Raw genomic sequence first — 11,492 nt, forward strand, 5'->3', positions numbered from 1 at the left:
GCGTAATTGAGAATGGATTTATTTGATGGTTTAAAAGAGAAGATTAAAGGTCAAAACAAAACGGTGGTTTTCCCAGAAGGAGAAGACTTACGTATTTTAACGGCTGCTGTTCGTTTGGCAAAAGATGGACTAGTAAAACCAATTTTACTTGGTTCCGAATCAGCCATTAAGGATGCTGCTGCCAAAGAGGATTTGAACTTAGATGCAGTAACTATTATTGATCCTAGTTCATACGACGAGGCAAAACACCAAGAAATGGTGCAGGCATTAGTTGAACGTCGGGCTGGCAAGAATACTGAGGAACAAGTAATTGAAATGTTGAAAGACGTCAATTACTTCGGTACGATGCTTGTTTACATGAAGCAAGCTGATGCTATGGTTTCTGGTGCTGTACATGCTACTGGTGATACAGTTCGCCCTGCTTTACAGATTATTAAGACTAAACCAGGAATGAGCCGCATTAGTGGAGCATTCATCATGCAACGTAACAATGAACGTTATGTCTTTGGAGATGCTGCTATTAACATCGATCCTGACGCTAAGACATTAGCTGAAATTGCAGTTCAAAGTGCTGAAACAGCTCGTTTGTTCGATATTGATCCTAAGGTTGCAATGCTTAGCTTCTCAACTAAAGGTTCTGCAGCTGGTGATATGGTTACTAAAGTTCAAGAAGCTACTAAGTTAGCTCAAGAACGTGATCCGAAAACACCAATCGATGGTGAACTCCAATTTGATGCAGCCTTTGTTCCAGATGTTGGTGCAAGTAAAGCCCCAGATTCAGAAGTTGCTGGTAAAGCTACTGTCTTTATCTTCCCTGAACTACAATCCGGTAACATTGGATACAAGATTGCTCAACGTTTAGGTCACTTTGAAGCTATCGGACCAATCTTACAAGGTCTCAATGCTCCAGTATCCGACTTATCTCGTGGTGCTAGTGAAGAAGACGTTTATAAAGTTGCTATCATTACTGCAGCTCAAAGTCTTTAATTAAAAGTTTAATACGAAATAAAAACTAGATTCAAAACCTAAGAGGTTTGAATCTAGTTTTTTTGATTAGCTAATTTTGTCTGACAGTCTGTACATATACCCTGAACTTCAACGTGGTTACCAGTAATTTTGTACCCAGTTTGTTCAGCAGCAATGCGATCGATTTTTTGTAAGTCCTTGGCAAAATCGGGATATGTCACGTCGATAATCTTACCGCAGTTTGTACAAATTACATGGTAGTGGGGTGATCCATAATAGTCGTAATGAATACTTTCGTCATTTCCAGAAAGCTCCAAAACCATGCCTTGATCAACAAATAGTTTTAAAGTGTTATAAACCGTTGCAAGACTAAGTGAAGGTTCTTCGTGATTAATCGCCGAATAAATTGTTTCAACCGTTGGATGATTACGTTTCGTAATCAAATAGGTGAGCACAAGCGTCCGTTGCGGAGTTATTCGAATGTGTTTAGCACGCAGCTGGTCAATTGCTTCTTGAATGGTCTTATCCGTATCGCTCATAATCAACCTCCTTTTCTCCTTTATTTAAACACTTTTTGGGATTGCTTTCAATTGATTACAAATGTTCGTGAATTTCTTAAAAAAGACACTAAAACCGCTTTACATTACTGCTTGAAATCAATAGAATTGAAGTAAAATGATTTTGGGAGGAACTGGCATGGATAAAAGCGGCCACAAAGCTAAGCCAATCGCTAAAAGTGAGTCTATCAATGCCATCGTTTTCGTAAGCGGTATGGTGGTGATGCTCTTTAGCATGTTAGCTACCATGGTTATGTTACCAGACATCCTCCGGGTAAATGACATTGGAATCGCCAGTGTTCAGCTGGTTAATACAATTCCAATTGCCTTAATTGCGATTATGTATCCAATCGGATCGGCTTGGTTGAGACTAGGCTCAGTTCGTCGGATGTATCAAATTAGTTTATTAATTTTTCTGATTGGAACAGTTTTAATGCTTGCTAGTAAAGCATTTGCTTGGATCTTTGTTGGAAAAATAATTCAGGCAGTTAGTTTTGGGTTGTTTTTCCCAATTGTTATTCCACTAGTTCGTGTGCTACTTCCGAACAATTATCAGGGTTATGTTGGGATTGGTCGTAAAATAGTAATTAGCGTTACCTTTGGTTTATCGATCATTATTCCAGGTATATTAGTTTCAGTTGCGGACTGGCGTTTTGTTTATTATCTAGTTTTGGCGTTGGCTGTATTAGCCCTTGTTGCTAGTATTTGGTTAACTACTGAATTAGAGGTCCACAAGCTGAATTTGGACTGGTACTCAATCTTATTATCAATTGGATTCTTAGGATTTGTATGGAGTGTCGGGTCCTCGCTAGTTAAAGCAGTTCCACTAGAGGTTAAAACTCTAGTATTTATCGGTAGCTTACTATTGATCATTGGTTATATTATTTACAATCAATATGTTCTGAAACAAAAAAGTAGCTTGAGAGTCTTCTTGAATGTTAAATTTAGTGTACTAACGTTCAACTCAGCTGTGGCCGCTATGTCAATGATGGCAGTATTAACAATCGGCGTTCTGTATTTAGAACAAGGCTTACACTATTCAGTATTCTTGACGAGTTTGTCACTCATTCCATCAGTAGCCGTATTTTTTGGTGGAGTTTTCTTTGGAACAAAGCTCAGTAACAAATTAAAAATATCACGATTAACAAAAATTAAAATCGGTTCTGCTATCTTGGCTACAGGATGGTTGATTATGGCCATTTTTGCTAGCTCATTAAATCTAGTGGCGTTCATCGTTATTTCAAGTTTGATTGAACTCGGACATGGAATTTTAGCAATTGCTAATCGAAAAGAAGTTTTACATAAACAAAAGGGCGCGACAAGACGGAAAAATCGTCAAACCTTCGATCAATGTACATTTTATCTAGCAAGTTTAGGATTAACAGTTTTAACAGTACTTTTGCAGCAAATTACGGAATCTGAGGTTGGGGGGACGTTGCCAGGCACATTGGCATCGTTATCAGGTTATCGAGCAGTATTTTTTATAATCTTTGTTATAACGATTTTTAACTGGGCTATTACGATGATGTTGGGGCATACTTTAACATTTATCGAAACGCTGAGATCTAAAAATCATCCCAATAAATAGACAGGTTGGAATGTAATGAACTTCAAAAAATTTAAAGGGCCAGTGGTGACTTTTTCAAAAGCACTTTTGAAACGGTTTAACGAGTCCGAAGTGGTTAACAACTCAATTGTGTTGGCGTACTACTTGTTATTATCGATTTTCCCAGTAGTAATTCTTTTGGGAAGCTTGTTACCAGTTTTCCATATTCAAGTAAAAACAGTGTTGGAATACATCGAGACCGTGGTTCCCGAAACAATCTATAATATAACGGAACCGATTGTGAAAGACTTCCTGAGTGAGGGAAATGGCGAATTATTGTCATTTGGTATTATCTTGACGCTTTACTCAGCTAGTCAGGCGGTAGCGGCCTTTCAACGAACCATTAATCGGGCATATGGGGTAGCTAAATACCAGAACCCAATTATCAATCGAGTAGTAGCCTTTATTCTGACAATCATCATCATTGTTGTGATGGGTGTAATCATCTTCATCTTCAGTTTTGGACAAACTTTAATCAGTTATCTAACACCAATTCTGAATTTGCCGACGGACTGGTTTAACTTCGTGGGTCAGGTTAAATGGCCGATTGCATTGATTGGTCTGTTTATCAGTTTGGCATTACTTTATTACTTAGTACCAAATGCTAAAATTAAGTTTAAATATGCGCTCCCTGGAGCTGCGGTTGCTACAATCGGTTCCATTATTCTATCGCAATTCTTCTCGTACTATCTAAGATTCTTCGCTCGTTCAGTTAATAGTTACAAAACTTTAGGAACATTCATTGCTATCATGTTCTGGTTGAACTTCTCAGCAATGATCATCATGTTCGGTGGAGTAATCAACGCCACGTGGCAAGAACTTCGTACTGGCCGAATTGAAGAAACCTCCGGTAGTTTACGGAAGGTTGCTAATAAATATCGAATTAAACGACACAAATAAAAAATTGGAACCAACTCAGATGAGTTAGTTCCAATTTTTTTGTTATAGACCTAATTTAGATTTGATATTACTAATCTGATCTTTAATGCCATCCAAAGTGTTATTGATATTAGCATTGTTTAAGGCATCGTTAGCTTGATCAGCTGTTTGAGCTTGGCTAATTTTATCCATTGAGTCGGACAAACCACTTACTGTCTTAGATAAGGCTTGTGTCACACTGTTTTGCTGGAGAGCTTGAATTTGATTTTGTAAAGTCTGGTTTTGACTTTGAAGTTGATCCATCTTTTGCGTGAACTGCTGACGGTCGTTAGTATTCTTGTAGTCTGTGACCGTTTGCTTCAAATCAGAAACTTCTTGTTTTAAACCATCATTTACATTCTTTAGTTTATCGTTAGTTTGGGATGATTGGTTATTAGCAGATGAAAGGGATGAAGCCTTACTGCTTTGACTACTTGCATCTGATAGAGCAGCGTTTTTCTGCTGAACCTGTGTCCAGAAGCCCCAACCAACTACGATAACTACAACTGCTAATAAAGCCCAAAGCCACCCATAATGACGGCGCTTAGTGCGATATGGTGGTTGCATGTTAGCTCCTGGAATATTTTGTCGAGCATTAGGATTGCTTAAAGCACCAGGATCACGAACGACATTAACACTAATTGGTGTTTCAGCATAGTTGCCTTCAGCGTCTTGGACACTAACCATGGCGCGGTAGAGTCCGGGATGGTCGTAATCAACTTGGCGGTCATCAATCATGACTGAGCTAGTAATATCATTTCCCTGATAATCAATTGCCGTGACACCAGCTGTTTGAAGAATATTTTGTTGATGATAACCCAGTTGTGAAGTTACATCAAAGTTTGAAATTCTAAGTTGTGGAGTATTTCGATTTTGCATAATAAACCTCCTTTAATGCCCTTATTATAGCATTGTGAGGTGTTACCGTTAAAATGAAACGATAAATTTTAGTCAATATATAAGTTTCGAGCTTTAAAGCGTGAGTAGAATAGTACCGCAATGATAGTTAATAAGAGTCCGGTTGATACCAAGATCCATTTAATATCAACTACATCAGCTAATGGTCCGAAAAACAACATAGCAATTGGGTAGATACCAGTTGATACAATTTGAAGGATTGAGAACACGCGTCCCATCCATTCGTTGGGAACATTTTCTTGAATCAGAATATTAGTAGTTCCTTGAATAATTGGCATGCAAATTCCAGAGCCAAACATGAAGATTAAGTAAACCCAAAACGGTTTAACCAATCCCATGGCAACAAAGCATAATCCAGATCCGATAAATCCAAATGTGATCCAGCGTATTTTGTGTAGAATCTTGGAATGAATCGAAATGTACACTCCACCAAGCGCGGCACCGATTGTCCATAGTAACTCATTAAAGGTTAACAACCATACTCCAGATCCAAATGTTCGTTTAACGAAGAGGGTTGATAACTGTGAAGAAGGAGCAATCAGGATAAAGGAAGTGACTGTAAATATCATTAAAAGTCTTAACCTGAGTTACCAAATGTGTACTTCAATCCAGAGATGATCTGAGGGATTGATCCAGTTGATTCTTTGGGCTGAACTTTTTTAATCTGTGGTAATTTAATCAGTACTAATAATCCAATTCCGCCAAATGAAGTAATTAAATCAATAATAAAGACCGCCATGATACCTAGATGTCCCAGGATATAACCACTCACCAGAGGAGAAATAAGTAACAGAATTGAATTAGCGGTCTGATTAATTCCGTTTACACGGGTTAGGTTGTCGTGAGGTGTTAACTCGGGTAATAAGGAATTTCCTACCGGAGTAGCCACACCAGTTCCTAACGAACGTATTGCAGCAATTGCTAGTAACAGCCACAAACTACGGTCGACAAAAAAATAGATGACCGCAATTAAAATTGTAAAGACTGTCGTAAAAAGACTCGCCAAGATTAAAAGATTTCGTCGATTAAATCTATCTGACCATGTTCCGGCCCAAAGTGAAATTAAAATCTGGGGGAGTGTGGTTGCCAGAGTCGCAAGCATCATCCAAGTTCCAGACGATGATTTGAGTGCGATATACCATAAAATAGCAAAATAAACCGCCGAAGAACCAAATAAGAAAAAGTTCTGGGCGGTTATAAAATATCCAATATTAATTTTCCAAGATTTTGTTGGTGCTTCATTCATTAAATATCATCCTAGTCTTCAGGACGGTATACAACTTTAACTACTTCACAAACAATTGGATTCTCTTCGTTGAAGTGAGCATCGTATTTTTGCATTAACTTCTCGAAGTTTTCCTTACTGTTGGTACGCCAACTTTCAAGAGTCTGGTCACTATCAACTTCATTGTATGCATGTTCCGCAGAGACACGTAAAAATGGGATTAATTCTGAAACCACTGTTTCAATGACTGCAACAGGTTTCATATCGCCATTTAGAAGAACGTAGTAGTCACCAACCTGAGGGACAGCTTCTTGTTCGGAAGCATAGTATGCCAAAGGTTTAGATGTTGAATTCCGTTGTCCTGTTAATAATTGTTCATTAATTCTGTTGATTTGTTCAGGATTGTCTTGTTCACCGAACCAACGGGTTTGAAATGTCTTACCTGTAATGTGATTCTTTTCGATAAATTTATTCCATAATGTTTCTGATGGTGTTGCCATAAAAATCCCTTCCCCTCGCTATATATTGTAACTTAGTTTAGCACTATGAAACCGTTTTCGCAAAGGCTAGGAAGCGGAGTAGGAATTTACAAATTACTCAAGATATAGCTTTTTAAGATCGGCCAAATCATCTTCACTGAACTCTAAGGCCTTGATAAAATAATTTTGCCAAGTTCCAAATTCATCTAAAACTGCTTGATTAGCTTGATCCAGATTGTGACTCTGAACTTGGAAGTTGCTATTCATTTCATTGATAACATCTGAAACATGTTGATGATTTAACTGATGGCGTAGTTGGTCCTGGTCATAACTGTTATATACCACATTAGTCAGTAGGTAGTCTTGTTTAATGATGTCATATGGAACGCCTAAAACAGATAAGATAATTAAAGCACCAATTCCTGTTCGATCTTTTCCAGCGGCACAGTGGAAAAGTAGGGACTGATTTTCACCCGAGTTATCTAACATGTCGATAAACATTTGACGAAAGGCCACACGAGGATGATCTCCCAAAACCATTAGTAAGTACGGATCATAGTAATTGGTCTTAGCTTGATAGGTCCATGCTACTTGTTTTGGTAAATCAGATTGTTCGCCATCGCGAATTGGGTAAACTGGATAAGAACGATAAATCGTGTCCTTGGGAATTCGGTCTTTGACCCATTCAACCTCAGCAGGTGAGCGTAAATCAATATCGTATTTCAAACCATATTCGTCTAAATTGCGAAGAGCCTTTTTACTTAGTCGAGCCAATTCTCCCGAACGCAATAATTTTTGCCACTTCAAGCTTTTATTATCAATTGTGGGATAGCCACCCAATTCTCGAAAGTTAACAGCACCTTCTACATTTAAAATTCTTTCCCGTTTCATCTGATCAACCTCCATAACTGAACTAATTATACCGCCCGGTGTATGGAACAAAAAGTGATATGTACTAGAGTGTGGATCAAACCGGTTAGACTTTGAGTATTAGCATAAAACAGAGAATATTTCCGGGTTGGGGGAATGTTCTCTGTTTGTAGCTAAACGGAAAAGTTTGGTTTGAGGAGCACGTTTCAAAACTAGAGTGTGGATAAAATCGGGTTGCTCTTGAGCATTACATAGGAAAGTGATTATTACGGGTTAGGTAATGATTACTTTTCGTAGTAAGCGCAAAGAGCAGATTTTAGGAACACGTTTCAGAAGAGAAGTATGGTTAAAAGCATTTGAATAGCTCGTTTAAATAGAACACACATTTAAACGAAAAAAAAGAAGCTCACAGGCTTCTTTTTGGGGAGTAGGTTGTTAACTAAATTCTGTACTTTGGAGGAGTAATCAGAATAAAAGTTTTTGAGAAACAATGGTTTGGGATTACCATTGCCTATGAGTATTATACTACAAGTAAAATGTGAATTTTTTGTTACGTAATTGTATGGAAAATCAAAAGTTTACTTGAATAAATTTTGATTTATAAAATCCATAACTCTATTTTTATATTCAATTGGGTTAATCCAGAAACTTTCAGCATGAACAGCGTTCTTTACAATCCACTTTGCTTTAGGTCCTTGCGTTGCTGCGTAAGACTTTTCAAGCATTGAGGTAGGGACGTAAAGATCCTTTTCACCATGAATAAACATAATAGGTAGCTTGTTTTTCTGTAACTGTTTAACTGAAGAAACTTCGTCAATTGAAAACCCTAGACGACGCCGATTAATTTGGCTAATAATTTGTGTCAATGGTGTTCTTGGTAAATGAAATTGAGTTTTAAGTAGGTAAGTTAACTCTTCATCCAAGCTTGAATAACCACAGTCTGAAATGAGAACTTTAACTTGTGGTGGTAATTTTTCACCACTAGTCATTTGAATGGTTGCACCACCCATACTTACGCCAAATAAAACAATTTCAGAGTTATCTCCGATTTTATCAACAACCATTTTAGCCCATTCCACGTAATCCAAACGATCTAACCAACCAAAGTTGATGTAGTCACCAGAACTAGTTCCGTGAGCACGATCATCGGGACAGACAACATTAAATCCATTGTCATAGAACATTTTAGCGAAGTTTGCCATCGTTTCACCATTGCCTTTGTATCCATGAGCAATGACAACTGTTTTATCAGATCGATGTTCAGCAGGAATAAAAGTTGCTTCGACGTGATTTTCAAGATCTTCTTTATGAAGAGTCCAGTGTTCACTAGGAACCGAGTTGAACCAGTTTACATATTCAAAGTATTCATCAGCGTACTTCTGTTTATCGGCGGCTGCATCAGGAACATAGTCAACACGACGAAAAGCATAATCATAGAATCGAGTAGCTGCAGCGGCAACACCAGATGCCGCTAAAGTGATTGGCGCTAATATTTCTAATCCAATTCGATATTTACGTTTCAAGGTAGCCTCCTAGTTCAAATAAATCTTTTGTAAATCTTTAATTTCAGAATCGCTAACTTTTAGGTATTCATTCATATAGTTATGCACGTTACCTGAAATTTGATTGATTTCGTGCATGGCGGTGTTGTAGTAAGAAATATGAACTGACTGTAAAGCTTGCATACTTTGAATGAAAGCAGCGGATGAGTTCTTAATTTTAAGACTCTTTGTCATTGCATCTACAACTGATTTGGAAGCACGGTTAGTTAATAAATAGTCAGCACGAATAGTATCTTCGTCGATATTAAGAGCGTTTAGTAAGAATACGGCGCCCATTCCAGTGCGGTCTTTACCAGCAGTACAGTGGAATAGAAGAGCAGAGTCTTCATCAGAGTTAGCGAGTAATTGATCAAAGAATGTACGATATGCTTTTTGAGCATGAGGATTTTTTACTAAATCAACGTATACTTTTTGCATTTCAGTACGTCCAATAGTTGGGTCGATACGCATTTTCCGTTGAAGTAATTCAGTTTGTTTGGAACTTTGAGTTTCATCAACTGAAAACACTGGATTAAATGAGTATTGAACGCCTTCAGGAACGCGGTCAGGACTTTCTGAACGTTCTTCAGGGGAACGGAAATCAATATCATATTGCAATCCGTAGTTACGTAGAAATTCTAAATCTTGTTCAGTAAGTTCGTTTAATTTACCAGAGCGGATTAATTTGTGCCACTTGATACTTTGACCATCAAGGTTCTTGTAGCCTCCAAGTTCACGGAAATTAGTTCCTTGTTGAATGGGTAGTAATCGTTGTTCTGTCATTATTAATCAACCTTCCATAAAAAGATTATTTACGATTAAATCATAGCATAACTACAGCTATTCGGCGGGAAAATTAAATTCTACCAGCCATGTTTTCGTAGATTCGTTTGCAATCGGTACTATTTCCACGTAATTCGTAGTCATCAATCATTTCAAATCCGTAATCGCTGGCATAACGACGAGCAGTTAAACAATACTGTTCATTGAAGTTCCGATTACCACTACCAATGACACCTAAGCACAATTTACGGTTGTCCTTATAAGCAATATATTCACCTAAAATGTTGGTCATAAGTTCTTTAACACCGTTATCAATTCCATTTCCACCATCTAGATATGTTGGAACAAAAGCGAAGTACGGATCGGTTTCAGATTCAAAATCAGTCTGATCGGTAATTTCTTTCTTGACGATGAGCGGATTATTAGCATCTAGTTGATGTTGTTGTTCAGCATAATCCTCTAAATCATCCACAAAAGACTGGGTATTACCGGCGATTGATATGTATAAAATATAAATTGATTTGCTCATAAGTGACTACCTCCAGAAATTATCTATGTATTAATATTACACTGGTGATGGTTAAATTGATACCAGATTTAGAGATATTTAATCCTTGAAATACTGTATGTTGTGTGCATGAGGATTTATCACGGTTCGAAATGGAAACGCATTCATTTTGTAGTACAATAATAGTTATTAAGATGAGTGGAGGACGACAATTTGGAACCATATTTGATATTTATGGATATAGATGGAACGTTGATTGATAATCATCAGAACGTTTCAGCACTTACTAAAAAGACAATTAAAGAATTACAAGATCAAGGAGCAATTTTTTACATTGCCACAGGAAGAATGCTCTCATTAGCAAAATTAATTCAGCAGAAGATTAACAATGATGTGGAAATAATTGCATCAAATGGTTCTGTCTATCAAAAAGGCCATCATATTCACAAATAACATTTAGGATGGAAAGCCTTAAAGGACGTTTACGAAATTACGCAAGCAAATGATATGTCTGTTAATTTCTTCTCAACGGATAAGACATTTTATACCAAAGAAAAGCCATGGATGTTGAGTCGTTTAGCCCGTGTGCGTGTTATGGCCGATAAAAATGGTAGTCGGAGTTTTTCACATGTGAAGGATATCGATGAATTACATGGTTTGAGTGATCAGATTATTAATGGAATCATTATTGATCGAAATGATCCAGAAAAGTTAGCTAAGGTGCGCAAAGAACTACTGGATCACGACTTACTGAACGTTTCTTCATCATCACCAGATAATCTAGAATTAATTCCACGTCGAATTTCTAAAGCCACTGCCGTTCGTGCTATTAGTGATCAATACGGCATTCCGGTTGAACGTACAATTGGATTTGGTAATGATATGAATGACTTAGAAATGCTTAAAGCCGTTGGTGTCGGTGTCACAATGGGCAATAGTCCCGATGTTTTAAAAGCTGAAACTGACTTTACAACTGACTCAAATCTAGAAGATGGTTTACCTAAGTTTTTACGGAAGTATTTTGAATTAGACTGAGTGTGGAACAAACCGGTTTGAGGAATACGTTATAAAAAAGCCCCCATAAAATTGCCTTAACATGCGATAATCCCTTTGTGGTTGAC

12 protein-coding genes and 1 pseudogene are annotated in these 11,492 nt (G+C 37.5%); 4 read left to right on the forward strand and 9 right to left on the reverse strand.

All coding sequences use genetic code 11. The features are described from left to right. Nucleotides 1–12: 12 nt before the first annotated feature. Nucleotides 13–987, forward strand: coding sequence for a phosphate acetyltransferase (pta, locus tag IV88_RS03495; protein ID WP_057798798.1), 975 nt, complete (start codon nt 13–15; stop codon nt 985–987). A 53-nt stretch (nt 988–1,040) separates the two neighbouring features. Here pta and IV88_RS03500 read toward each other — a convergent pair whose 3' ends face one another. Further along, entirely contained in the window at nt 1,041–1,505 is a 465-nt protein-coding gene (locus IV88_RS03500) for a Fur family transcriptional regulator (protein ID WP_057798800.1), read from the reverse strand. A 157-nt stretch (nt 1,506–1,662) separates the two neighbouring features. Between IV88_RS03500 and IV88_RS03505 the strand changes: the two genes are divergently transcribed. Beyond that, nucleotides 1,663–3,111: an MFS transporter gene (locus IV88_RS03505; protein ID WP_057798802.1), complete on the forward strand. Its 1,449-nt coding sequence runs from the start codon at nt 1,663–1,665 to the stop codon at nt 3,109–3,111. Between the two features lie 15 nt (nt 3,112–3,126). Beyond that, nucleotides 3,127–4,029 (forward strand): YihY/virulence factor BrkB family protein, encoded by a 903-nt coding sequence (locus IV88_RS03510; RefSeq protein ID WP_057798804.1) that lies wholly within the window; start codon nt 3,127–3,129, stop codon nt 4,027–4,029. A gap of 42 nt (nt 4,030–4,071) precedes the next feature. Here the strand turns inward: IV88_RS03510 and IV88_RS03515 are convergent, their stop codons facing one another. The 8 genes from IV88_RS03515 to nrdI form a co-directional block, all read right to left on the reverse strand. Beyond that, complete coding sequence (locus IV88_RS03515; protein ID WP_057798805.1) at nt 4,072–4,926, reverse strand: hypothetical protein; 855 nt, start codon at nt 4,924–4,926, stop codon at nt 4,072–4,074. 68 nt (nt 4,927–4,994) lie between these two features. Beyond that, complete coding sequence (locus IV88_RS09550; protein ID WP_371862093.1) at nt 4,995–5,534, reverse strand: MFS transporter; 540 nt, start codon at nt 5,532–5,534, stop codon at nt 4,995–4,997. Nucleotides 5,535–5,542: 8 nt separating this feature from the next. Further along, nucleotides 5,543–6,211, reverse strand: coding sequence for an MFS transporter (locus tag IV88_RS09555; RefSeq protein ID WP_371862094.1), 669 nt, complete (start codon nt 6,209–6,211; stop codon nt 5,543–5,545). An 11-nt stretch (nt 6,212–6,222) separates the two neighbouring features. Further along, a complete protein-coding gene (locus IV88_RS03525) occupies nt 6,223–6,690 on the reverse strand; it encodes an ASCH domain-containing protein (protein ID WP_057798807.1) in 468 nt (155 codons plus the stop codon). A gap of 93 nt (nt 6,691–6,783) precedes the next feature. Next, complete coding sequence (locus IV88_RS03530) at nt 6,784–7,560, reverse strand: tyrosine-protein phosphatase (RefSeq protein WP_057798811.1); 777 nt, start codon at nt 7,558–7,560, stop codon at nt 6,784–6,786. Nucleotides 7,561–8,117: 557 nt separating this feature from the next. Then, complete coding sequence (locus IV88_RS03535) at nt 8,118–9,062, reverse strand: alpha/beta hydrolase (RefSeq protein ID WP_057798816.1); 945 nt, start codon at nt 9,060–9,062, stop codon at nt 8,118–8,120. Nucleotides 9,063–9,071: 9 nt separating this feature from the next. Then, the gene (locus IV88_RS03540; RefSeq protein WP_057798820.1) at nt 9,072–9,863 is read right to left on the reverse strand and encodes a tyrosine-protein phosphatase; all 792 of its coding nucleotides are present in this window, start codon (nt 9,861–9,863) and stop codon (nt 9,072–9,074) included. Between the two features lie 73 nt (nt 9,864–9,936). Further along, nucleotides 9,937–10,392: a class Ib ribonucleoside-diphosphate reductase assembly flavoprotein NrdI gene (gene nrdI, locus IV88_RS03545; protein ID WP_057798829.1), complete on the reverse strand. Its 456-nt coding sequence runs from the start codon at nt 10,390–10,392 to the stop codon at nt 9,937–9,939. A 213-nt stretch (nt 10,393–10,605) separates the two neighbouring features. On the opposite strand from nrdI, the pseudogene IV88_RS03550 reads away from it, so the two are divergent. Next, nucleotides 10,606–11,406, forward strand: a pseudogene (locus IV88_RS03550) (HAD family hydrolase). The last annotated feature ends 86 nt before the right edge of the window (nt 11,407–11,492 follow it).

Origin of the sequence: Pediococcus argentinicus, assembly GCF_001437605.1 — a bacterium.
GTDB lineage: Bacteria > Bacillota > Bacilli > Lactobacillales > Lactobacillaceae > Pediococcus > Pediococcus argentinicus.

Coding starts and splice junctions, on each gene's coding strand:
- IV88_RS03505 (WP_057798802.1), top strand. CDS start 1,663: ATGGATAAAAGCGGCCACAAAGCTAAGCCAATCGCTAAAAGTGAGTCT.
- IV88_RS03500 (WP_057798800.1), bottom strand. CDS start 1,505: ATGAGCGATACGGATAAGACCATTCAAGAAGCAATTGACCAGCTGCGT.
- IV88_RS03530 (WP_057798811.1), bottom strand. CDS start 7,560: ATGAAACGGGAAAGAATTTTAAATGTAGAAGGTGCTGTTAACTTTCGA.
- IV88_RS09550 (WP_371862093.1), bottom strand. CDS start 5,534: ATGATATTTACAGTCACTTCCTTTATCCTGATTGCTCCTTCTTCACAG.
- IV88_RS03525 (WP_057798807.1), bottom strand. CDS start 6,690: ATGGCAACACCATCAGAAACATTATGGAATAAATTTATCGAAAAGAAT.
- IV88_RS03515 (WP_057798805.1), bottom strand. CDS start 4,926: ATGCAAAATCGAAATACTCCACAACTTAGAATTTCAAACTTTGATGTA.
- IV88_RS03540 (WP_057798820.1), bottom strand. CDS start 9,863: ATGACAGAACAACGATTACTACCCATTCAACAAGGAACTAATTTCCGT.
- pta (WP_057798798.1), top strand. CDS start 13: ATGGATTTATTTGATGGTTTAAAAGAGAAGATTAAAGGTCAAAACAAA.
- IV88_RS03510 (WP_057798804.1), top strand. CDS start 3,127: ATGAACTTCAAAAAATTTAAAGGGCCAGTGGTGACTTTTTCAAAAGCA.
- IV88_RS09555 (WP_371862094.1), bottom strand. CDS start 6,211: ATGAATGAAGCACCAACAAAATCTTGGAAAATTAATATTGGATATTTT.
- nrdI (WP_057798829.1), bottom strand. CDS start 10,392: ATGAGCAAATCAATTTATATTTTATACATATCAATCGCCGGTAATACC.